A 24,008-nucleotide genomic window follows, 5' to 3' on the forward strand; every position below is an offset into this window, starting at 1 on the left:
AGCCCTTTGGATGGGTATAATCCACCCCTTCCTTTCCAATATCGATCCGTCGATGGTTGGATTGGTTATTCCGCTTAGCTTCGGCTGACGTTTTCGGGGGTGGGGAGAATGACTAATCTGGCTACCGCGCAGCAGCTTGCGCCGTCCAATCTACAACTGCCGGTTTCGGCATATTTTGACGCTGACTTGTATCAGCGGGAAATTGAACTGCTTTTTAAGCAGGGTCCTGGCTATGTTGGCCACGAACTCATGGTGCCTGAAGTTGGCTCCTATCAAACTTTAAGCGCAGAAAACGAGGGTCGCATCCTCGTTCGCAATGAATCTGGTGTTGAGCTACTTTCCAATGTTTGTCGTCATCGCCAAGCACTCATGCTCAATGGTCGCGGCAAAGCAGACAATATTGTGTGTCCATTGCATCGCTGGACCTATGATTTAGGTGGCAATCTATTAGGTGCCCCACACTTTGAAGATAAGCCTTGTTTAAATCTTGGCAAATCTCCTTTAAAAAATTGGCAAGGCTTGCTGTTTGAAGGCCCACGTGATGTGCGTACTGATCTCGCTAAACTTGGTGTGGCTGATGATCTAAAGTTTGATGGTTATGTTTTAGATCATGTTGAAGTACATGAGTGCAATTACAACTGGAAAACATTCATCGAGGTGTATCTCGAGGACTATCACGTTGTGCCATTTCATCCAGGCTTAGGCAAGTTTGTTTCTTGTGAAGATCTGCATTGGGAATTTGGCGATTGGCATAGCATACAAACAGTTGGTATTCATAAAGATCTACAGACACCAGGCTCCCCAACCTATCGCAAATGGCATGAAGCAGTTCTGCGTCAATTTGACGGCAAAGCCCCGCGCCACGGTGCTATCTGGCTAACCTACTACCCTAATGTGATGGTTGAGTGGTATCCAGGAGTCCTCTGCGTGTCGACACTCCATCCAATGGGACCAGGTAAAACTCGCAACATTGTTGAGTTTTACTATCCCGAAGAAATTGCTCTTTTTGAGCGCGAGTTTGTTGAAGCAGAACGTGCCGCCTACATGGAAACATGCATCGAAGATGATGAAATCGCAGAGCGCATGGACCAAGGACGCGCAGCTCTTTTAGCTCGCGGTATTAATGAGGTAGGCCCATATCAAAGTCCAATGGAAGATGGCATGCAACATTTTCATGAATGGTATCGCCGTGTCATGAACTTTGAAGGCGCATAATCAAATAAGGTTTTATCGTTTTACCCAACAATCTCGTCACTAAATATAGGAAGCATCATGACTCCTCTGATCTCAGCTAACCAGTTAGAAGAAATCATTAACAGTGGCGAGAATGTCTTGCTCTGTGATTGCCGTTTTGATTTAGTCGATCCTTTGATGGGCAGAAAATCTTACGAAGAAAGTCACATTCCGGGCGCAATCTACGTCGACCTGGATAAAGATTTATCTGGCGCTAAAAATGGCGCCAACGGTCGCCACCCTCTTCCAAGCCCTGAAGCTTGGGCCAAAACAAAAGCTCGTCTGGGCATCAGTCCAAACACCCTGGTGGTTGCCTATGACAAACAAGGCTCCGTATACGCAAGCCGCCTATGGTGGATGCTTAAAGCAACCGGTCATGCCAATGTTCGCGTCTTAGATGGTGGCTTAGATGCCTGGAATGGCCCTATGGGGTCGATACCCAGAGCACCAACCCCTTGCAATCAACCTATTGCACCCATGCCCTATGCAGGGCTCGTTTTAGTCGATGAGGTTGTTGCCAATCTGGAGACTAAGAAAAACAAAATTATTGACGCAAGAGGTGAAGATCGCTTCCGCGGTCAGAACGAAACGCTAGATCCTGTAGGCGGACATATTCCAGGGGCGATGAATCGCTTCTTTAAAAACAACCTCAACGCTACTGCTTTTAAAACTCCAGAACAATTATTTAAGGAGTTTTCAGAAAGTCTTGGTACAACAAAGCCCTCTGAAGTGATTCACCAATGTGGATCCGGTGTGACTGCTTGCCATAATCTTCTGGCTATGGAGCTAGCTGGATTTAAAGGTTCACGCCTTTACGCAGGCAGCTGGAGTGAATGGTGTGCTGACCCCAAGAGGCCAGTTGAACTCTAGGCGTATTTTTCGTTAATGCAGTAGAGAGAGTAAGACGACAAACCCTACGCCGCAAGCAATCAAAATGGTTTGACGTAATGACTCAACCCAATGTGGGCGACGGTGCATTTGCGGAATCAGATCACTCACTGCAATATAAATAAAGCTGCTAGAAGCAATGACCAGTAAATACGGCATCGCGGCATGCGCTCGCTCCAAAAAGAAATATGCCAAAACCCCGCCAACAACCGCTGCTAAGCCGCAGATGAAGTTATAGAGCAAGGCGCGTGCGCGTGAGAATCCCGCATTGAGCAACACAATGAAATCGCCGATCTCTTGAGGAATCTCATGGGCAATGATCGCAATAGCAGTGAAGATGCCCACTTGATAATCCGCCATAAAAGCTGCAGCTATCAAGATGCCATCTACAAAGTTATGAATACCATCGCCAACCAAAATCATCCAGCCACTACGCCCAGCATTTTCTGCATCATGCCCATGGTGATGATGGTGACCATCACCTTCATGATGATGGTCATGACGAAGCAAGGCTATTTTTTCGAGTAGGAAGAAGCCCAATAATCCTGCAAGCAAGGTAGCAAAGAGAAGCTGAGGATTTACACCCTCCATGCTGAATGCCTCTGGCAACGAGTGCAGCAAAGCAGTCGCCAGCAAGATTCCGACCGACAAGCTCACCATATTGTTTACCATCTTTGAAAGCACGGCCAACGAGCAGCTTGCAGCAACCAGGGCGCTTGCAGTACCCGCTAGCGCGGTCACCAGAAGAATGGTTTGTAAAACTGACATACTAATTAAGCTACTCCGTTTTTCTTAAACCAAGCCAGGCACTTTTCCCAACCATCTTTTGCAGGACCCTCACGATAAGTGGCGCGGTAATCTGCATGGAAGGCATGCGGAGCATCTGGATACACCTCAATGATCGACGCTTTGGCAGCGGGATTTTTTGGGGCTGCTTGTGCCAATGCGGAGCGCATTTGCTCCACACTCTCCAAGGAGATTCCGGTATCTGCTGCGCCATATAAGCCAAGCACTGGCGCCTTTAAGTCGGCAGCAATATCTACGGGATGGCGCGGGTTACCCTCCGTCTTCTCACCAATGACGCGACCATACCAGGCTACGCCAGCGCGAACTTGCGGCAAGGTTGCAGATAACCAGGTGATACGGCCACCCCAACAGAAACCAGTCACGCCAACTTTTTTCAGATCGCCACCATTTTTGCCAGCCCAAACTAATGCAGCCTGCAAATCATTCAAAACCTGTGAGTCCGGAGTTTTTGCAACAATATTTTGCTGAATTTCAGCTACCGTTCCATAGGTATTAGGATCGCCAGCACGAGTAAAAAATTCTGGGGCTATTGCAAGGTAACCCAGTTTTGCAAAACGTCTTGTGACGTCAGCAATATATTCATGCACGCCAAAAATCTCACTCACCACGATCACGATAGGTAGAGCACCCTTTGCTTTTTCAGGACGAGATACATAGGCAGGCATTTGAAAGCTACCTACTGGAATCATCTGCTCGCCTACTTTAAGACCCTTGAAATCAGTTTCAATAGCTGCAGCCATAACTGGCTCAGATGCCGCTACAAATCCTACGCCAAGAGCGGTAGCGCCAATGGCTGATGTCTTCATAAAATTGCGTCGACTATTTTGAATTTCTTTACTCATTTTTTGTCTCCTCGCTTGAATGTTTATTACGATTCTTAATGCGCTTCTTCCCAATTATCGCCAATCCCGATACTAACCACCAAAGGCACCTTCAATTGAGCCACATGACACATTAAATCGGGTAACTTAGTCTGTAGCAGGTCAATCTCATCCAAAGGCACGTCAAATACCAATTCATCATGTACCTGAAGCAGCATTTTCGTTTTTAACTGCTCTTTTTCAAGCCAATCCTCTACAGCAATCATGGCTAACTTGATGAGGTCTGCAGCAGTGCCTTGCATTGGGGCATTAATAGCTGCGCGTTCAGCACCCTGGCGACGGGGTCCATTGGAGCCCTTAATCTCGGGCAGCCAAAGGCGGCGCCCAAAAACCGTTTCGACATAACCATTCTCTCTAGCTTCAAGACGGGTGCGCTCCATATATTGAGCAACCCCTGGATAGCGATCAAAGTATTTAGCAATGTAATTTTGCGCGGCTGATCGTTCAATACCCAAGTTACCCGCCAAACCAAATGCACTCATACCATAGATCAAACCAAAGTTAATCACCTTGGCGTATCGGCGTTGCTCAGAATTCACATCATCCAAAGGAACACCAAAGATCTCTGCAGCGGTGGCTTGGTGAACATCCTTGCCGTCTCTAAATGCAGCTAAGAGATTTTCATCCTCAGCAATGTGCGCCATGATGCGTAACTCAATTTGAGAATAATCGGCTGACAATAATTTACAACCTTCTGCCGGAATAAATGCCTCCCGTATACGCCTGCCCTCTTCGGTACGCACAGGAATGTTTTGTAAGTTTGGATCGCTCGAAGCTAGGCGGCCAGTAACGGCAGTAGCTTGAGAAAAATTAGTGTGCACACGACCCGTTTTAGGATCAGCCATGCGAGGCAGCTTCTCAATATAGGTCGACATCAGCTTTGCCAAACTCCGATAGTCCAAGATGCGTGCTGGCAGTGGGTAATCTTCTGCGAGCTTTTGCAAAACCTCTTCATCGGTAGATGGTGCGCCAGATGGGGTCTTTTTTATCACTGGCAACTCAAGCTGCCCAAACAAAATTTCAGCAATTTGCTTGGGCGACTGAATATTAAAAGGTTGGCCTGCGAGCTTGTGGATTTCTCCTTCAAGCTCCAAAAGACGTTTGCCGACCTGCTGACCTTGTTTTGCGAGTAATGCAGAATCAATTCGAATGCCATTGCGCTCCATGATGCCAAGTACACGCATGGCAGGCATTTCCACCTTCTCATAAATGTAGAGCAAGCCTTGGCTCTCCTGAATTTGAGGCCAGAGCTCTAGGTGGAGACGCAATGTAATGTCCGCATCTTCAGCCGCGTAATCGGTTGCAATCTTCAGATCCACCTGATCAAAGCCAATCTGATGAACGCCTTTGCCGCATACCTCTTCATAGCGAATAGTTTTCATACCCAGATGACGCTCAGCCAAGCTATCCATATTGTGTGGCAGATGGGACTCGAGTACATACGATTCGAGCAAGGTATCGAATGCAACACCTTTTAATGTGATGCCGTAATTAGCAAAGATATGAGCGTCGTACTTGAGGTTTTGCCCGACCTTTAAATGAGTCTCACTTTCTAACCAAGACTTCATACGCGCCAACACCAAATCACGATCTAGTTGTACCTCGCCATTGCGATGAGCAACCGGAATATAGCAAGCCTCCCCTGGCTTTACTGATAAAGAAATACCCACAAGCTCTGCTGCAAGCGCATCGAGACTAGTAGTTTCTGTATCCACTGCAGTCAATGCGGAAGACTCAATCTTTTTTAACCACTTCTCTAATCCAGCCTCATCGACCACACACTCATAGTTACGCTCTATAGCATCTTGAGAGTCACGAGTTTCTTGTGATAAATCTTTAGTTGGCGCGCTCGCAATCACACGAGTCTTTTTTTCTTCACCTGAAGCATTTTCGGAAGCGGTAATTGGGCTTCCCGCCAAATCAAATGCAGGTGCCTCACCCTTATCTGTTGGGCCTGTAAGCTGTTTTTCTACATCACGCAACCAAGTCTTAAATGCATAGCGCTCAAATAACTCCCGCAGCAAAGGGGCATCTTCTGACTTCGCATGCAAATCATCTAGCCCAGGCAGGTGAGGAGATAAATCGCAATCTGTTTTTACAGTAATCAGTTGACGAGCTTGCGGCAACCAATCGAGTGAGGCGCGAAGATTTTCGCCAACCACACCCTTAACTTGATCGGCATTAGCTATTAAGTTATCGAGATTGCCAAATTCTGCTAGCCATTTATTTGCTGTCTTCGGTCCTGCTTTAGGAACACCCGGTACGTTATCAACGGTATCGCCGATGATGGATAAATAATCGACAATCAATTCAGGAGGCACGCCAAACTTTTCTTTAACGCCAGCAATATCCAACTTTTCATTTGTCATCGTATTAATCAGAGTGACAGAAGGATTTACTAGTTGCGCTAAATCTTTATCTCCAGTGGAAATTATGGTTTCCCATCCAGCTTGAGTGGCTTGGCAAGCCAAAGTACCAATCACATCATCCGCCTCGACGCCGCTCACCATCAGTACAGGCCAACCTAATGCTTTGACCATGGCATGAATAGGTTCAATCTGCTTGACTAAGTCTTCCGGCATGGGGGAGCGATGAGCCTTGTACTCAGAGTACATTTCATCACGAAAGGTTTTGCCCTTGGCATCAAAAACACAGGCAATATGGTCGGCTTTGAGCTCAGAGCGGGCCCTGCGCATCATATTGACCATGCCGTAGATAGCCCCAGTAGGCTCTCCAGCCCCATTTCTGAGGTCTGGCATGGCGTGGAAGGCACGATAGAGGTAGCTAGAGCCGTCTACCAACAAGAGTCTATGTTTAGTCATACCGCAATCGTACAATCTAGTTGTGAATTGCCCGCAGGCCTGGTTAAGGAACCGACCGAGAGTGGGCTTAAAAAGGTGAAAAAATGCATTATTTAATGAACTTAATTAGTCACTCCATGAGCCAAACCCTGGCTATTGCTAGCTTTTTGGTGGTTTTTGGACTTTTGAGTGCAACTTCAGCTCACGCTCAGAATAACAGCCAGGCATTAAGCCCATCGGAATTAAACCGCATCAACAATCAACCGCTTGCCCCAACCGTAAGTCCGGCAGGCGCTATGAATACCCCTGAACAACGCAAACCCAACTTTCAGTACAAGGATAAAAACGGAACTACCGTTACCGAATACAAAGACGTAAATGCTCCAACACAGGTAGATGTCAAAACGCCTTACACCAGCTATGAAATGGCTCCACCTACATCAGTGATGCCAGGGCCTCCAAAAGAAACTGATCTGATTAGCGTTCCAAGCATCAGCATCCCTCTTAGATAAAAATCGTTTAATTCATTTAGTCAATTTAGTTTATGGCCGTATTTACTCCGATCGAACTTGAGGATATTGCTCAATGGATTGATCAAGACTTTAATATTGGTCATGCTAGTGAAATACGCGGTATTCATGGCGGTATTGAGAACTCGAATTTTTTCTTGGACACAGTCAAGGATGACAAGAAGCAGGAATATGTTTTAACCATCTTTGAAAGACTGACTGCACAGCAACTTCCTTTTTATTTGGAGCTGATGCGCCACCTTGCAAACAAAGGCGTTCCAGTTCCCAAGCCAATTGAAAATAAACAGGGTGACATTCTCTTCACCCTTAAGGGCAAGCCTGCAGCCATTGTTACCAAGCTTCCGGGTCTTTCTAGGTTACAACCTGAATCTAATCACTGCGCACTAGTTGGCGAGATGCTAGCAAAGATGCATTTAGCTGGAAAAGATTTTTCAAAGCACCAAGAGAATCTTCGCAGCCTTGATTGGTGGCAAAAAACGATTCCCTCAGTATTGCCGCACTTAAATACTTCGCAAAAAGAACTCATTACTCATGAGCTTAAAACTCAAGAAGAATTCTTTTCATCAGGCACGTATGATGGTTTGCCACAAGGCGCGAGCCATTGCGATTTATTTCGTGACAATGTCTTATTTGATCCAAAGGGTTCGGATGTATCTCAAGACCAATTGGGTGGCTTCTTTGACTTTTACTTTGCAGGCACCGATAAATGGTTGTTCGATATTGCTGTAACCGCTAACGATTGGTGTCTTGCCGACAACAAACAAGATCTAGATCCCGCACGCTTGGATGCATTTATGAAGGCTTACCAATCGGTTCGGCCGCTCACCAAAGAAGAGCAAGCTAGCTGGCCTTTAATGTTGCGTGCGGCTGCTTTGCGCTTCTGGGTTTCTAGATTATGGGATTTCTATTTACCCCGTGATGCACAAATGCTGACACCCCATGATCCCACGCACTTTGAACGCATACTCTTAAGCCGACGATCCCTATGAAACTCAATTACGTAGCTCCAAAAGAAGGCTATACCTGGATAAGACAGGGTATTTGGCTATTCAAACAGAATCCTTTGGGATTCTTAATGCTGGTCTTTATGTACGTATTTGCGGCCCAACTGGCAGTCATCATCCCAGTCATCGGTGTTTTTGCAGTACTACTCTTGACGCCTACCCTATCGGTAGGATTTATGACGGCTTGTCGTCAAGCAATTCAAAAAGAGCGCATTAAACCTTCAGTCTACATAGCAGCATTAAAGTCTAGCCCGATTGTTCGCAAAAGAATTTTGCAATTAGGCTTGGTATATGCCGCAATGATTGTATTGCTAAGCTTTATCTTAAGCCTCTTGGTTGACTTTGAGTTGCTCCTCCCCCTAATGACGAGTGACAAACCCATCACTCCGGAGGCTCTTCGCCAAGTTTATCTAGTGCTTTTCTTTGGCGCGATATTGTATGTGCCTGTGGCGATGTTGATGTGGTTTTCACCAGTGCTGGTTGCCTGGGAAGATATGTCAGTGCCTCAAGCCCTATTCTCAAGCGCCTTAGCGTGCTGGTCCAATAAAGCAGCATTCTTTTTGTATCTGTCCATTTGGAGTGCAATTCTGATTGCGATCCCCCTAACTATCGGCATGATCTTTGATGCCATTAATTTGGGGCAAGTAGCCTCTTACATCATTGCGCCCATCTCTATGGCTGGACTCACTGTGATGCACTGCTCTTTTTATGCGACCTGGAAAGCTTGCTTCACTGACAATGAAGTTGTGATGCCTGTCTAACTCAATTCTTCAGTCAATCGCAGCAAGCTTCGCAATACTCAACTGTAGCCATTTAATACCGTGACGCTTGAAATTTACTTGCGCTCTAGCGTCTGCATCAACACCCTCTAAACCAGTCACGCGCCCCTCACCAAACTTGGTGTGGAAAACATTTTGTCCGATAGTGAATGGGTAATTTCCACGTGGGGGTGAAGCCAGCCTCTTCACTTCCATAGAAGCAGAGCCAACTCGCTTAGCAGGCCTTTGACGATCAGAGCCTGAATCAAAAAAATCATTCGACTCGTATTCACGTTGACGGGTATAGCCGTCTTGCCAGGTAGATCCAGATCTTGTATTACCCCCACCCCAACGTGCATCTCTTGCTTTAGGCGTAAGCCACTTCAATGAATCAGAGGGCAGCTCTTCCAAGAAGCGGGAAGGCATGTTGTAGCGTACCTGACCATGCAACATACGTGATTGGGTATGCGATAAATAGAGTCGCTCTTTGGCGCGAGTAATCGCCACATACATTAAGCGACGTTCTTCCTCTAGCCCATTCTGTTCGTTCACACTGTTCTCATGAGGAAATAAACCCTCCTCAAGACCGGTAATAAAGACAGAGGTGAACTCTAAGCCCTTAGCTGAGTGGACGGTCATCAGCTGCACGGCATCTTGGCCAGCCTGAGCCTGGTTATCGCCAGCCTCTAGGGAAGCGTGTGACAGGAATGCAGCTAGAGGAGAAACTTCTACAACGCCGGGGGCATTCTCACCTGGCAACATAGCAGCCGCGGCATCTTGGCCATAACCCTCTTCGGCAATGAATGCGGTTGCTGCGTTAATCAATTCTTGCAAGTTCTCTACGCGATCTTGCCCCTCACGCTCAGAAAGATAGTGCTGGATCAAGCCGCTATGCTGAATTACAAACTCAACCGTTTCTGGCAACGTGTTATGACGAGTTGCCTCACGCATATGATCCACTAAGCGAACAAACCCACTCAAAGCTGCGCCCGCCTTACCTTCTAATGTGGAAGCTGCCAAATATAAAGAACATTGCTGTGCTCTTGCTGCATCTTGCAACGCTTCGATTGAGCGCGCCCCAATTCCGCGAGTTGGGAAATTCACCACTCGAGAAAAAGAAGTATCGTCATTTGGATTCTCAAGCAAACGTAAATACGCTAGCGCATGTTTGATTTCAGCACGCTCAAAGAAGCGTAAACCACCATACACACGATACGGAATGCCCGCAGAAAATAAAGCGTGCTCAATGATGCGTGACTGAGCGTTACTGCGATAGAGCAAAGCCACTTCAGTACGTTTAATGCCGCTATTTACTAAAGCTTTGATCTCATCTACCAACCAAGCAGCCTCTGCATGATCACTAGGAGCCTCATAAATTCGGACAGGCTCGCCATGACCAGCATCGGTGCGTAGGTTTTTACCAAGACGCTCTGAGTTGTTAGCAATCAGATGATTTGCGGTATCCAGAATATGGCCATGGGAACGATAGTTCTGCTCTAGCTTCACCATGAGCGGGTGATATTGCTTTTCGTAGAGGCGCATGTTTTCTACATCAGCACCACGGAATGCATAAATACTTTGGTCATCATCACCAACAGCAAAAACGGAACTGCTACCCATGCCACTCACATTGATGCGACTTGCATCATGGCCCGACAATAATTTGAGCCATGCATATTGCAAGGCATTCGTATCTTGAAACTCATCAATCAAAATATGACGGAAGCGCTCTTGGTAATGTGTACGAATTGCTTCGCTGTGTTTGAGCAATTCATAACTACGCAATAAGAGCTCAGCAAAATCTACTACGCCTTCACGTTGGCATTGCTCATCATAAGCAGCGTAGAGTTGTGCCATCTTGGCCTGAAAGTCATCGCCCACCGATAAATCTTTTGCACGCTGACCGCGCTCTTTGGCATGAGCAATAAAATATTGGAGCTGCTTAGCGGGATATTTCTCATCATCGACTTTTAATCCCTTTAAAAGACGCTTAATCGCAGAGAGTTGATCCTGGGTATCCAAAATCTGGAAAGTTGATGGCAAGCCCGCTTCTTTGTGGTGAGCCCTCAATAATCGGTTACATAAGCCGTGAAAGGTGCCAATCCACATGCCACGGGTATTAATCGGCAACATGGCGCTTAAGCGCAACATCATCTCTTTGGCAGCCTTATTGGTAAAGGTCACCGCTAGGACGCCAATAGGGGATACCTGGCCGGTCTGAATCAACCACGCTATACGGGTGGTGAGGACGCGGGTCTTGCCGCTCCCTGCCCCAGCCAAAATCAAGGCTGATTGGGCTTGGCCATTTTCATTTACGGGCGGGAGGGTCACTGCCTCGCGCTGTTCTGGATTGAGGTTCGCGAGCAAGTCTGAGTACATCAGCCCAATTATAATTTGCCTCTTATGCCAAATGCCTCAAATACCCCTAATTCACCAGCGGCCAGCTCTGCAGACGAGCTCGCCAAATCTTATGAACCTGCCCCGATAGAGGCCTACTGGGGTCCAGAGTGGGAGCGTCGTGGTATTGCCGATGCCACCATGGATGAGGGCAAGGGTGATTTTTCGATTCAGTTACCCCCGCCAAACGTTACCGGCACCCTGCACATGGGTCACGCTTTTAATCAAACCATCATGGATGGCTTGGTGCGCCACGCACGAATGTCTGGCAAAAACACCTTATGGGTACCGGGTACTGATCATGCAGGTATTGCTACTCAAATTGTTGTTGAACGCCAACTTGATGCACAAAAAGTATCTCGTCATGATTTAGGTCGTGAGAAGTTTTTAGAAAAGGTGTGGGAGTGGAAGGAAACTTCTGGCAATACGATTACTAGACAAATTCGTCGCTTAGGCGCATCGATTGATTGGGGCAAAGAATATTTCACAATGGACAGCAAGATGTCCAAAGCAGTAGTGGAAGTATTTGTGCGCTTACATGAACAAGGCTTGATCTATCGCGGCAAACGTTTAGTGAACTGGGATCCCGTTTTAGGTACCGCAGTCTCTGACTTAGAAGTAGTGAGTGAAGAAGAAGATGGCTCGATGTGGCACATTCGCTATCCATTGACTGACGGCTCTGGTCACCTCACAGTCGCGACTACCCGCCCTGAAACCTTACTGGGCGACGTTGCCGTGATGGTGAACCCAGAAGACGAACGTTATAAACACCTCATTGGCAAGTCCGTTAACTTGCCTTTGTGTGATCGTGAAATTCCGATCATTGCAGATGACTACGTTGATTTGAACTTTGGTACTGGCGTTGTAAAGGTGACTCCTGCACATGACTTTAATGACTATGCAGTAGGCCAACGTCATCAATTACCAATGATCAACATCCTCACTCTGGATGCAAAGATTAATGAGAACGCTCCTGCTGCCTATCAAGGCATGGAACGTTTTGCCGCACGCAAACAAGTTGTTGCTGATTTAGAGTCTGCTGGCTTATTAGAAAAAGTTCAGCCGCATAAGTTAATGGTGCCACGTGGTGATCGCACCCAAACCATCATTGAGCCAATGTTGACTGACCAGTGGTTTGTGGCAATGTCTAAATCAAGTCCGGACAACAAATATCAACCCGGCTCATCTATTGCTGGCGCTGCCTTAGATGCTGTCACTAAGGGTGACATCAAACTTGTTCCAGAAAATTGGATCAACACTTATACCCAGTGGTTAGAAAATATTCAGGACTGGTGTATCTCCCGCCAACTCTGGTGGGGCCATCAAATTCCTGCCTGGTATGGTGATGATGGGCAGATATTTGTAGGGCGCTCTGAAGAAGAGGCTAAAGCCAAAGCAGCAGCAGCGGGCTATACCGGCAAACTCAATCGCGATCCTGATGTTCTGGATACCTGGTTTAGCTCGGCTCTGGTGCCATTTAGCTCTTTAGGCTGGCCAGATGAAACGCCCGCTTTAAATCACTTCCTACCTTCGTCTGTTCTGGTTACTGGCTTTGACATCATCTTCTTCTGGGTTGCGCGTATGGTCATGATGACTTGCCACTTCACTGGAAAAGTGCCATTTCATACCGTCTACGTCCATGGACTAGTACGCGATGCCGAAGGTCAGAAAATGAGCAAGTCCAAAGGCAATACTTTGGATCCAATCGATTTGATTGACGGCATTCAGATTGAAGAGCTAGTCGGTAAGAGAACTACTGGTCTCATGAACCCCAAGCAAGCTGAGAGCATTAGCAAGAAAACCAAAAAAGAATTTCCGGATGGCATCCCAGCATTTGGTACAGATGCACTGCGTTTTACCTTTGCCTCTTTGGCGTCACTTGGTCGCAACATTAATTTTGATCAAAAGCGTTGCGAAGGCTATCGCAATTTCTGCAACAAACTTTGGAATGCCACACGCTTTGTACTAATGAACTGCTCTGGCAGCGATGAAGACAATGGTTTAGCGCCATGCGACAACCAATGTGGTCCTGACGGCTATTTAGACTTTTCGCCCGCTGACAAATGGATCGTCTCTCAACTTCAAAGAACTGAAGCTGATGTAGCGAAAGGTTTTGAGAACTATCGCTTTGACAACATTGCGAACAGTATCTACCAATTTGTTTGGGATGAGTACTGCGATTGGTATTTGGAGCTTGCTAAGGTACAGCTTCAAACTGGCACTCCTGCACAGCAACGCGCTACCCGTCGCACCCTGTTGCGCGTTCTAGAAACCATCTTGCGCATGGCGCATCCATTGATTCCATTCATTACCGAAACACTTTGGCAAACAGTTGGTCCGAAGTCCGGCAAAGAATTGGCCAAACAAACTAAGCAAACGATTGCACTCCAACCTTATCCCGTTGCTCAGCCCGAGAAGATCGATGAGCAAAGCGAAGCTTGGGTTGCGCAAATTAAAGCGATTGTTGATGCTTGCAGAAATTTACGTGGCGAGATGCAGGTTCCCCCGGGTCAAAAAGTACCGCTTTGGATTTATGGTCCAGAAGAATTCCTTGCAAAAGCCACACCTTATTTGATGGCACTTGCCAAACTCACCGAGGTTAAGATTTACAGCGATGAATCTGCCTTGGAAAAAGATGCTCCCGGCGCCCCTATTGCCCTAGTAGGAGACATCAAGCTGCTACTCAAGATTGAAGTGGATGTTGCTGCTGAACGCATTCGTCTTGGCAAAGAGATCGAGCGCTTGGCGAATGAAATCAACAAAGCTAAGGGAAAGCTAACCAACGAAAGCTTTGTGGCTCGCGCCCCAGCAGAAGTGGTTGCCCAAGAAAAACAGCGTCTTGCTGGTTTTGAGCAAAACCATGAGAAGCTTGTTGCACAATTAGAGCGTCTTAAATAATCTGCAGCCAAATAAAGCGATTGGAAGCCATATGCCGTTAAACACTAAAGCCGTCACCAAAGCAGTATTTCCTGTTGCAGGCTTGGGTACACGCTTTTTACCAGCAACGAAAGCTAGCCCAAAGGAAATGTTGAATGTGGTGGATAAGCCGCTCATTCAATATGCTGTTGAAGAAGCAATCGCCGCCGGCATTACTGAAATGATTTTTGTTACCGGTCGCAGTAAACGCGCTATTGAAGATCACTTTGACAAAGCATATGAGCTCGAGGCTGAATTAGAGGCCAAAAATAAACAGGCTCTTCTTGAAATTGTTCGCAGTGTTAAGCCTAGCCACGTAGATTGCGTATATGTACGCCAACCTGAAGCGCTTGGATTGGGTCATGCGGTTTTGTGCGCAGAGAAGTTGGTGCGTGATGAGCCATTTGCCATTATCTTGGCTGACGACTTATTGGATGGCCAGCCTCCGGTTCTCAAGCAAATGCTAAAAGTTTTTGATGAGCAAAATGGATCTGTAGTTGCGGTTGAAAAGATTGATCCTGCCAAGAGCAGCTCTTACGGAATTGTTTCTGGTGCCGAAGTCGCCAAAGGCATCTATCGCCTCAACGGCATTGTAGAAAAGCCACAACCAAAAGATGCGCCCTCTAATTTGGCGGTAGTAGGACGCTATGTTCTCTCATCCGATATCTTTACCCATATTCGCAATCTCAAGCCTGGTGCGGGTGGCGAGATTCAGTTGACTGATGCCATTGCCTCTTTACTCAAAGAAGAGCCTGTATTTGCTTATGAGTACGATGGTGTGCGTTATGACTGTGGCAGTAAGTTGGGCTACCTCAAGGCTTCAGTCGAGTTTGCCCTGCGCCACCCCGAAGTCTCTGCTGACTTTGCTGCTTACCTCAAGAGCCGCTCATTGACTTAATCATCCTCCACTAAAGCAAAAAAGGCAGAGAGATCTCTGCCTTTTTTATTGGGATTGAGAGCTACTACCTGCGCTTCATAAAAAACACCAGCACATCACCTTCAGTAGCACTGGCAATTAGCTCGTTTCCGGTTTGCTTAGCAAAAGCCGGAAAGTCATGAGCAGCACCAGCATCAGTAGCCTTAATCTTTAAGACCTCGCCTGACTGCATCGTTGCCAAAGCTTTTTTGGCGCGCAAAATTGGTAATGGGCAGTTCATACCAATGGCATCAACCTCTGCATTGAAGGGGATATTTAGAGCATCACTCATTTACTTGCCACCCAGTCTTTAACGCCTGCCAAAGCAGCCCCTAACATACTTGGATCTGTGCCGCCAGCCATCGCCATCTCAGGCTTGCCACCACCTTTGCCGCCCACTTGCTGGGCCACAAAATTCACGAGGTCGCCTGCTTTAACTTTGCCAATCGAATCAGCTGTTACACCGGCAATCAAGCTAACTTTATCGCCCTGAACTGATGCCAACACAATAGCTGCAGTTTTGAGCTTAGCTTTAAGGGCATCCATCGTTTCACGGAGGACACCAGCATCAGCACCATCCAAACGAGCAGCCAAAACCTTGATGCCATTGACATCAATTGCTTGACCAGCCAGTTCATCGCCTTGGCTCGCAGCCAATTTGGAATTCACTTTTTCTAAATCACGCTCTGCTTGACGCAGACTTTCTTGAAGTTGCGCAACGCGATTCACCAAATCACCAGGATGAGTTTTCAGAATTGCTGCAGCTTCATTAATCTTGTCTTCCAAGCCTTGCAAGAATTGCAAGGCGTTATTACCGGTCACGGCTTCAACACGGCGAATGCCAGCAGCAACGCCGCCTTCAGAAATAATCTTTAAGCTGCCAATGTCACCAGTGCGGGTTACGTGCGTGCCACCACAGAGCTCTTTAGAACTACCAATTTCGAGCACGCGTACTTCATCACCGTACTTCTCACCAAAGAGCATCATGGCGCCAGTCTTTTGCGCATCATCTAAAGACATCACCTTGCCCGAAGTCGCTGTATTTTCCAAAATCTCTTGGTTAACAATATCTTCGATGCGACGAATCTGTTCTGCGGTAATCGGTGCATTGTGTGTAAAGTCAAAGCGGGTCTTAGTAGCGTCTACCAAAGAACCTTTTTGCTGCACATGATCGCCCAGCACTTCACGCAATGCTTTATGCAGAATATGCGTTGCGCTATGGTTGCGCATTGTGTCAGCTCTTTGCTGGGTATCAACTAATGCATTAATTGAGTCGCCCACCTTGAGTTCGCCCTCAAGCACTTCTCCTTGATGCCCAAATACATCCGCTTGAATCTTGAAGGTATCTTCAACCGCAAAACGGATGCTCTCATTGCGCAGCTCACCTTTATCGCCAACCTGGCCACCGGATTCGGCATAAAACGGAGTGTTATCCAAAACAATCACGGCTGCATCACCCGCTTTCACGGATGGCACTGCTGAACCATCCACATAAAGAGCGGTTACTTTTGCGCCCTCATGCTTTAAGGTGTCATAGCCATGAAACTGGGTAGGCGCGCCCTTGTAGTCCAAGCCTTGAGCAACCTTGAACTTACCAGCCGCCCTAGCTTGATCGCGTTGCTTTTGCATCGCTACTTCAAAGCCCTCACCATCCACTGTCACACCACGCTCACGACAAACGTCGGCCGTTAAATCCAATGGGAAGCCAAAAGTGTCGTGCAGGCGGAAAGCAGTTTCACCATCAACCACTTTTGCACCACCTGCTAAAGCACCATCCAGAATTTCCATGCCGTTAGCAATAGTTTGGAAGAAGCGCTCTTCTTCTTGCTTAATAACTTCACTCACCTTATCTTGCGCAGCGCGCAACTCTGGATAGGCATCGCCCATCTCTTTAACAAGCGCAGGAACTAATTGATAGAAGAATGGTTTGCGTGCACCTAATTTATAGCCGTGACGGATTGCACGACGCGCAATACGACGTAAGACATAGCCGCGCCCCGCATTACCTGGAATCACACCGTCCACTACGATGAAACTACATGCACGAATATGATCGGCAATCACTTTGAGTGAAGGGCTATCTGCATCGCAATTTTCACCGCCAGCAGCATCTACCGCTTCCTTCGAAGCCTTGAGGAGATTGACGAAGAGGTCAATTTCATAATTGGAGTGAACATGCTGTAACACTGCAGCAATGCGCTCAAGACCCATACCGGTATCAACGCTCGGCTTAGGCAGTGGATGCATCACACCTGCTTCATCTCGGTTGAACTGCATGAAAACGTTATTCCAAATTTCGATATAACGATCGCCATCTTCATCCGGGCTTCCAGGAGGGCCGCCAGCAATGTGGTCACCGTGATCATAAAAAATCTCAGTGCATGGTCCGCATGGGCCTGTGTCACCCATCATCCAAAAGTTGTCTGATGCGTAGCGTGCGCCCTTGTTATCACCAATGCGAATGATTCGATCGGCTGGCACACCTATTTGTTTATTCCAAATCTCAAAAGCCTCATCATCTTCGGCATACACCGTTACCAAGAGCTTTTCTTTGGGCAACTTAAATGTCTGGGTCAATAAGTCCCAGGCAAACTGAATGGCATCTTTCTTGAAATAGTCCCCAAACGAGAAATTTCCCAGCATTTCAAAAAAGGTGTGGTGGCGGGCGGTATAGCCCACGTTATCCAAGTCATTATGTTTGCCGCCTGCCCGGATGCACTTTTGAGCAGTCGTAGCACGGTTATAAGGGCGCTTATCGAACCCTAGAAACACGTCCTTAAACTGGTTCATACCCGCATTGGTAAATAGCAAGGTTGGGTCATCCCCAGGAACCACAGGGCTGGACGGGACTATTTGGTGGCCTTTTTGGGCGAAGAAATCCAGGTAAGCCTGGCGAATTTGGGAGACTTTCATGCCGATAATTATCGCATTGGCACTAGCATAGGGCAAACGCTAGGCTATAAGCCCTAAACCTGCCTTACAATCCCACAACATCAATAAAAATCGGCAGTTAAGTCGACAACAAGGAGAGCAACTTGAAAATTCGCAATCAACGGGATTTTGGGGCCGGGATCATGTATATGGTCATTGGCCTCTTCTTCGCCATCATGGCCACAAATTATCCAATGGGAACTGCCGCCAAAATGGGTCCTGGCTATTTCCCGTTCTATTTGGGCATTTTAATGTTCCTATTGGGCGTTCTAGTAGCAGTTAAGGCCTTTGGTGCCAAAGCTGCAATTGAATCCATTCCTAAATTTAATTGGCGCATCATGGCGCAAATTACCGGCGCGGTGGTGCTCTACGGCTTGTTGCTTCCACGTCTTGGATTCTTGATTGCCGTAGTGGTTTTGGTTTTTGTTGCCGCTAGCGCCAGCAGAGAATTTACTTGGAAAGGTACTGCGATTAATGCAGCCTTCTTAGTGACATTTACTTATTCAGTGTTTGTAGTCGGTCTGAAACTTCAGTTCCCGCTCCTGCCTGCATTCCTACAACAATAACGAACCGGGACTCTGAAAAATGGATTTATTTACAAACCTAGCTCTCGGTTTCGATACCGCGTTCACATTACAAAACCTAATGTACTGCCTGATCGGCTGTATCTTGGGAACATTGATTGGCGTACTGCCAGGTCTTGGCCCTATCGCAACGATTGCGATGTTGTTGCCTGCTACCTATGCTCTGCCTCCAATTGCCGCTTTGATTATGTTGGCTGGTATTTATTACGGCTCACAGTACGGCGGATCTACCACAGCGATTTTGCTCAACATTCCGGGGGAGACGTCGTCGGTGGTGACCGCGATCGATGGCTACCAAATGGCTAGAAATGGTCGAGCTGGTGTTGCCTTGTTTACTGCTGGTATGGGTTCATTCTTCGCAGGTTGCGTTGCTACTTTGGTTTTAGCTGCATTTGCTGCACCACTTTCTCAACTCGCATTTAAGTTTGGCCCTGCTGAATACTTCTCATTAATGGTCTTAGGTTTGATCGGTGCTGTTGTTTTGGCATCTGGCTCATTGATAAAGGCGATTGGGATGATCATCTTAGGTCTTTTGATGGGCTTGATTGGTACTGATGTGAACTCTGGTGTGTCTCGGTATGCGTTCGATATTCCCGAATTAAGTGACGGTATCGGCTTTGTGGCTGTAGCGATGGGTGTATTCGGTTTTGCTGAGATCATGGGTAACCTTGAAAAGTCTGGCGATGATGAAGGCTTCCTCAACAAACTCACCAGTATGGTTCCTACCAAGAATGATGTGAAGCGCATGATTCCATCCATCTTGCGCGGCACAACGATTGGCTCAATCCTAGGCATCTTGCCAGGCGGCGGCGCAGCGCTTGCAGCTTTCGGCGCTTACTCTGTAGAGAAAAAATCCTCCAAGTACAGCCATGAGTTTGGCAAAGGTGCGATTGAGGGTGTTGCCGGTCCTGAGGCCGCAAATAACGCTGCTGCTCAAACCTCATTCATTCCATTGCTCACATTAGGCATCCCACCAAATGCTGTGATGGCTTTGATGGTTGGCGCAATGACTATTCATAACATTCAACCAGGTCCACAGGTAATGACCAGCAACCCAGCTTTGTTCTGGGGTCTGATTGCCTCTATGTGGATTGGTAACGTGATGTTGATTCTCTTGAACTTGCCTTTGATTGGTATCTGGGTAAAGCTCCTGAAGATTCCTTATCGCTTCCTCTACCCAGCAATTTTGGTGTTCTGCTGTATCGGCGTGTACACCGTAAATAACACCGTGTTTGATGTTTATGTAACTGCAGGTTTTGGCTTGATTGGTTACCTGTTCTTCAAACTGGGTTGCGAACCACCTCCATTGTTGTTGGGCTTCGTGCTCGGGCCAATGATGGAAGAGAACTTCCGTCGCGCCCTATTGTTATCTCGTGGTGACTTCTCCACTTTTGTAACCCGCCCACTTTCCTTAGGTCTACTCATTGCAGCAGCCCTTTTGGTAGTGATCGTGGCTCTGCCAGCGGTGAAGAAGACTCGCGAAGAGGCGTTTGTGGAAGATTAATTCCCGCCACCTCTCCAGAAACAAGCCCGCAGCAGTTTGCGGGCTTTTTTCTTTATGGGCCAAGGGTTTTCTCTACAATGTGGCTATGTCCCAAGATAGCAAACCCTCGAAAGCAAATGCCGGCGCTGTAGCCGAACCGTCTAACTTCTTACGTCAGATCATTGATCATGACTTGGCAAGCGGCGCTTTTTCACAGCGTACTAATTTAGCTGGCGAGACTATCCCATCAATCATCACCCGTTTTCCGCCTGAGCCGAATGGCTATTTACACATTGGTCACGCTAAAAGCATTTGTTTGAACTTTGGCTTAGCTGCTGATTACAACAATCAAGTAGGTGGCGCGCGCTGCAATATGCGCCTGGACGATACCAATCCAGTCAAAGAAGATGTTGAGTACGCCGATAGTATTTTGGATGCGGTTAAGTGGTTAGGCTTTGATTGGGGAACCCATCTTTATCATGCAAGCGATTACTTTGATCGCCTCTATGAGTTTGCTGAGATTTTGATTCAAAATGGCAAAGCGTATGTTGATAGCCAAAGTGCTGATGACATTCACACCAATCGCGGCAACTTTGGGCAAGCAGGTAAAAATAGTCCTTATCGCGATCGTAGCCCAGAAGAAAATCTCAAGCTATTCCGCGAGATGCGCGATGGCAAATTCAAAGATGGCGAACATGTTCTTCGCCTAAAGATTGATATGGCGCATCCGAATATCGTGATGCGTGACCCTGTGGTTTATCGCATCCGCCATACCGATCACCACCGGACCGGCAGCAAGTGGTGTATTTACCCGCTTTATGACTTCACACATTGCATCTCCGATGCGCTAGAGAACGTCTCCCATTCCATATGTACACTGGAGTTTGAGAACAACCGTCCGCTCTACGACTGGATTGTGAATTCTCTAAAAGAATTGGGCGTATTTAAAGATCCGGTACCGCATCAGCATGAATTCGCTCGCCTCAATCTGACCTACACGATCACCAGCAAACGCAAGTTATTGCAACTGGTAGAAGAGAAGCATGTTGAAGGCTGGGATGATCCACGTATGCCAACCATCGTAGGCATACGTCGTCGCGGCTACACCCCAGAAAGCATTCGTTTGTTCTGTGAACGCATTGGTGTTTCAAAGGCAGACAGTTGGATTGATATGAGCACTCTCGATCAGGCTCTACGCGATGATCTTGAAGTTAGGGCACCACGCGCTACCGCAGTACTAAAACCACTCAAGCTCGTAGTAGAAAACTTTGATGCTTCAGCAAAAGAGGCCTGTTCTGCACCACGTCACCCTAATCATCCAGAATGGGGTAATCGTGAGTTTAATTTCACCCGCGAACTATGGATTGAAGCAGATGACTTTATGCAAGAACCAATCAAAGGGTTCTTCAGACTGTATCCGCCAATTGGCGATCAACCCGGTAGTCGCGTTCGCTTACGCCATGGCTTTGTAGTCGAGTGCACCGGCTTTGAAACTGATGCGCACGGCAATGTCACGCAAGTTAATGTGACTCACTTCCCTGATAGCAAGAGCGGGACCCCAGGCTCCAATAACTACAAGGTCAAGGGCAATATTCATTGGATCAGCGCCGCTGAGGCTATTCCCACTGAAGTGCGTCTTTATGATCACCTCTTTAGCGACCCTCATCCAGACAGCGGTGATAAGAATTTCCTGGATGCAATCAACTCTAACTCCAAGCAAACCATTGCCGCTTATTTAGAGCCCTGCATGAAAGATGCTAAGCCTGAAGATCGCTTTCAGTTTGAACGCCATGGTTACTTTGTTGCTGACCAAAAAGATTGCCAGCCTGGCAAGCCAGTATTTAACCGTACTGTTGGGCTTAAGGATTCTTGGAAATAGTTTTAAGAAAATGTCCTACGCTTGGATAGCGCAGTGGTGTTTTAAGTTCATGTAAGCGCGCATTAGTCACTCTACGAGATTCGCGCATAAATGACCACAGCATCGGGCTGACAATTTTCTGCAACTCATTGCCAGGTAATCGAGCCGGTCTTTGTAGCCCAAAGGCATCAGCTACTTCATCAAAGTAATCGCCCATCTTCGTTTCACCACCATCGCAGGCATTAATGATGCGCTGAGGTTTGCCGTGATAGACCGCCGCACATACCAACCTTGCTAAATCATCACTTTGGATATGGTTAGAGTAGGCATCCTCTTCGGCGACTAGCGCTGGTGTTTTGGACTCTAGTCGCTCTATTGGTAAACGGTCGGTGGCGTAAATTCCAGGGACACGCAAAATGGTTACGGCCACGCCATTTGCAGGACCCCATAAACGCAGTACTCGCTCGGCATCCACCCTTCTTTTGGCGCGTTCACTTTGGGGGTTTACTGGAGTAATTTCACTCACTTTAGCACCCCGATGATCCCCATAGACACCTGTAGTGCTGATGTAGATTAGACGTCTGACAGCATTAGAGCCTTGGGCTAAAATTCGAATTAGGTTGCGGGTTCGGCAATCACGATTTCCACTATTTTGAGGTGGTGCCAAATGAATCACGGTTTGAGCTAAACCGGCCAGGCGCCATAAAGACTCTGGTTGATCCAGGTTGCCCAAAATGGGAGTCGCGCCAACCTCCCTCAATTCCTGAAAGCGACTCTGCTGAGAAGTAAGTGCAAAAACACGATGACTTCGCGAGAGCTGCTTGGCCACCCGAAGACCAATATCTCCGCAGCCAATAATCAGGATTGAAGGTTTACCAAAAGATTGCATAAGTGACATCGTAACGATTTATTGAAAGGAATGAGAGTGTCTTATCAAGTCACGCTCAAAACGAGCGGCAAACAATTTACCGTCAATCCAGATGAAAATGTCCTGGAGGCCGCGCTACGTCAAGGAATCAATCTCCCTTATGGCTGCAAAAATGGTGCTTGTGGCTCCTGCAAAGGCAAAGTCGTAGAAGGTCAAGTGACCCACGGACAGCATAGTGAAAGTGCTCTTTCTAAGGCGGATGAAACTGCTGGCGGTATTTTATTTTGCTGCTCCCACCCTCAATCAGACCTCCTCATTGAAGCGCGTGAAGTCCAAGGCGCCGGTGATATTGCGATTCGCAAGGTGCCTTGCCGTGTAAATGCCATTATCAAACCAAGCAGTGACGTTGTCATTCTGAAGCTGCAGTTGCCCGCGGCTGAACGCTTTCAGTTCTTAGCCGGCCAGTACTTAGAGTTTCTTCTGAAGGACGGTCAACGTCGTGCCTACTCGATTGCTAACGCACCAGAGCAAGAAGGTCCTCTTGAGTTACATATTCGCCATTTGCCTGGCGGTTTGTTTACCGATTTTGTATTTGGTGCTGCTACACCAGCGCTGAAAGAAAAAGATATCTTGCGCTTTGAAGGCCCGCTAGGCAGCTTTTTCTTAAGAGAAGATTCTAAGAAACCGATTATCTTTGTTGCCGCCGGCACGGGCTTTGCTCCCATCAAATCCATCATCGAACAAATGCAGGCCAAAAAGATTCAACGACCAATTCATCTTTACTGGGGCGGTCGTCGCCCTGGCGATTTGTACTTGAATGACCTGTGCCAAGCTTGGGAAAAAGAAATTTCTGACTTCAAGTACATCCCGGTGATCTCAGATGCACTGGCAGAAGATGGCTGGCAGGGTCGCACAGGCTTTGTGCACCAAGCTGTGATGGCAGACCATCCTGACATGCAAGACTTTCAAGTCTATGCCTGTGGCGCCCCAGTCATGGTCAATGCAGCCAGAAATGACTTCTCAGGCAAATGCCAGCTACCCGAGGAAGAATTCTTTGCCGATTCCTTTACCAGCGCTGCGGATTTAGCGACAGCCTAGTAACCGCGAAATCAAATCAGCGGGATAATAGAAGCCTTATTTGCCCTTATTAACT

The 24,008-nt window shown here is 47.4% G+C and carries 18 protein-coding genes; 11 read left to right on the forward strand and 7 right to left on the reverse strand.

The window, feature by feature from the left end:
- Window positions 1-108 precede the first annotated feature (108 nt).
- Window positions 109-1,215 carry an aromatic ring-hydroxylating oxygenase subunit alpha gene (locus JaK3_RS03410; protein WP_068320771.1) on the forward strand — a complete coding sequence of 369 codons (1,107 nt, stop codon included), beginning with the start codon at window positions 109-111 and terminating at the stop codon, window positions 1,213-1,215.
- A 57-nt stretch (window positions 1,216-1,272) separates the two neighbouring features.
- Window positions 1,273-2,103: a sulfurtransferase gene (locus tag JaK3_RS03415; protein ID WP_068320773.1), complete on the forward strand. Its 831-nt coding sequence runs from the start codon at window positions 1,273-1,275 to the stop codon at window positions 2,101-2,103.
- Window positions 2,104-2,115: 12 nt separating this feature from the next.
- Here JaK3_RS03415 and JaK3_RS03420 read toward each other — a convergent pair whose 3' ends face one another.
- From JaK3_RS03420 to polA, 3 genes are read right to left on the reverse strand one after another with little or no spacing between them, the layout of a single operon-like run.
- A complete protein-coding gene (locus JaK3_RS03420) occupies window positions 2,116-2,889 on the reverse strand; it encodes a ZIP family metal transporter (RefSeq protein ID WP_068320774.1) in 774 nt (257 codons plus the stop codon).
- Between the two features lie 5 nt (window positions 2,890-2,894).
- Complete coding sequence (locus tag JaK3_RS03425; protein ID WP_068320777.1) at window positions 2,895-3,770, reverse strand: dienelactone hydrolase family protein; 876 nt, start codon at window positions 3,768-3,770, stop codon at window positions 2,895-2,897.
- Between the two features lie 35 nt (window positions 3,771-3,805).
- Entirely contained in the window at window positions 3,806-6,631 is a 2,826-nt protein-coding gene (polA, locus tag JaK3_RS03430; RefSeq protein ID WP_068320779.1) for a DNA polymerase I, read from the reverse strand.
- Window positions 6,632-6,747: 116 nt separating this feature from the next.
- Between polA and JaK3_RS03435 the strand changes: the two genes are divergently transcribed.
- The 3 genes from JaK3_RS03435 to JaK3_RS03445 are packed head-to-tail and all read left to right on the forward strand — an operon-like array spanning window position 6,748 to window position 8,905.
- Window positions 6,748-7,122, forward strand: coding sequence for a hypothetical protein (locus JaK3_RS03435; protein ID WP_240480872.1), 375 nt, complete (start codon window positions 6,748-6,750; stop codon window positions 7,120-7,122).
- 32 nt (window positions 7,123-7,154) lie between these two features.
- Entirely contained in the window at window positions 7,155-8,129 is a 975-nt protein-coding gene (locus JaK3_RS03440; RefSeq protein ID WP_068320783.1) for a homoserine kinase, read from the forward strand.
- On the forward strand, window positions 8,126-8,905 hold the full coding sequence (locus tag JaK3_RS03445) for a BPSS1780 family membrane protein (RefSeq protein WP_068320785.1): 780 nt from the start codon (window positions 8,126-8,128) through the stop codon (window positions 8,903-8,905). Before JaK3_RS03440 ends, JaK3_RS03445 begins: the two co-directional genes overlap by 4 nt.
- A gap of 9 nt (window positions 8,906-8,914) precedes the next feature.
- On the opposite strand, the gene JaK3_RS03450 is transcribed toward JaK3_RS03445, so the two are convergent.
- Window positions 8,915-11,281 carry a UvrD-helicase domain-containing protein gene (locus JaK3_RS03450; RefSeq protein ID WP_068320787.1) on the reverse strand — a complete coding sequence of 789 codons (2,367 nt, stop codon included), beginning with the start codon at window positions 11,279-11,281 and terminating at the stop codon, window positions 8,915-8,917.
- Window positions 11,282-11,305: 24 nt separating this feature from the next.
- On the opposite strand from JaK3_RS03450, the gene JaK3_RS03455 reads away from it, so the two are divergent.
- On the forward strand, window positions 11,306-14,197 hold the full coding sequence (locus JaK3_RS03455; RefSeq protein ID WP_068320789.1) for a valine--tRNA ligase: 2,892 nt from the start codon (window positions 11,306-11,308) through the stop codon (window positions 14,195-14,197).
- 31 nt (window positions 14,198-14,228) lie between these two features.
- Window positions 14,229-15,113 carry a UTP--glucose-1-phosphate uridylyltransferase GalU gene (gene galU / locus JaK3_RS03460; protein WP_068320791.1) on the forward strand — a complete coding sequence of 295 codons (885 nt, stop codon included), beginning with the start codon at window positions 14,229-14,231 and terminating at the stop codon, window positions 15,111-15,113.
- A 64-nt stretch (window positions 15,114-15,177) separates the two neighbouring features.
- On the opposite strand, the gene JaK3_RS03465 is transcribed toward galU, so the two are convergent.
- Window positions 15,178-15,423, reverse strand: a complete 246-nt coding sequence (locus JaK3_RS03465) for a sulfurtransferase TusA family protein (RefSeq protein WP_420865683.1) — start codon at window positions 15,421-15,423, stop codon at window positions 15,178-15,180.
- Entirely contained in the window at window positions 15,420-18,044 is a 2,625-nt protein-coding gene (alaS, locus tag JaK3_RS03470) for an alanine--tRNA ligase (protein ID WP_068320793.1), read from the reverse strand. Before alaS ends, JaK3_RS03465 begins: the two co-directional genes overlap by 4 nt.
- A 122-nt stretch (window positions 18,045-18,166) precedes the next feature.
- On the opposite strand from alaS, the gene JaK3_RS03475 reads away from it, so the two are divergent.
- From JaK3_RS03475 to JaK3_RS03485, 3 genes are all read left to right on the forward strand, one after another.
- Window positions 18,167-18,628, forward strand: coding sequence for a tripartite tricarboxylate transporter TctB family protein (locus JaK3_RS03475; RefSeq protein WP_068320795.1), 462 nt, complete (start codon window positions 18,167-18,169; stop codon window positions 18,626-18,628).
- 19 nt (window positions 18,629-18,647) lie between these two features.
- Window positions 18,648-20,150, forward strand: a complete 1,503-nt coding sequence (locus tag JaK3_RS03480) for a tripartite tricarboxylate transporter permease (RefSeq protein ID WP_068320796.1) — start codon at window positions 18,648-18,650, stop codon at window positions 20,148-20,150.
- 85 nt (window positions 20,151-20,235) lie between these two features.
- Window positions 20,236-22,008 (forward strand): glutamine--tRNA ligase/YqeY domain fusion protein, encoded by a 1,773-nt coding sequence (locus JaK3_RS03485; protein WP_068320798.1) that lies wholly within the window; start codon window positions 20,236-20,238, stop codon window positions 22,006-22,008.
- Here the strand turns inward: JaK3_RS03485 and JaK3_RS03490 are convergent.
- Window positions 21,989-22,885, reverse strand: a complete 897-nt coding sequence (locus JaK3_RS03490; protein WP_240480873.1) for an SDR family oxidoreductase — start codon at window positions 22,883-22,885, stop codon at window positions 21,989-21,991. The genes JaK3_RS03485 and JaK3_RS03490 overlap by 20 nt on opposite strands.
- A 27-nt stretch (window positions 22,886-22,912) precedes the next feature.
- On the opposite strand from JaK3_RS03490, the gene JaK3_RS03495 reads away from it, so the two are divergent.
- Complete coding sequence (locus tag JaK3_RS03495; protein WP_068320948.1) at window positions 22,913-23,953, forward strand: CDP-6-deoxy-delta-3,4-glucoseen reductase; 1,041 nt, start codon at window positions 22,913-22,915, stop codon at window positions 23,951-23,953.
- Window positions 23,954-24,008 lie beyond the last annotated feature (55 nt).

It is taken from the genome of Polynucleobacter yangtzensis (assembly GCF_001595965.1).
In the GTDB taxonomy this organism is placed as follows: Bacteria; Pseudomonadota; Gammaproteobacteria; order Burkholderiales; family Burkholderiaceae; genus Polynucleobacter; species Polynucleobacter yangtzensis.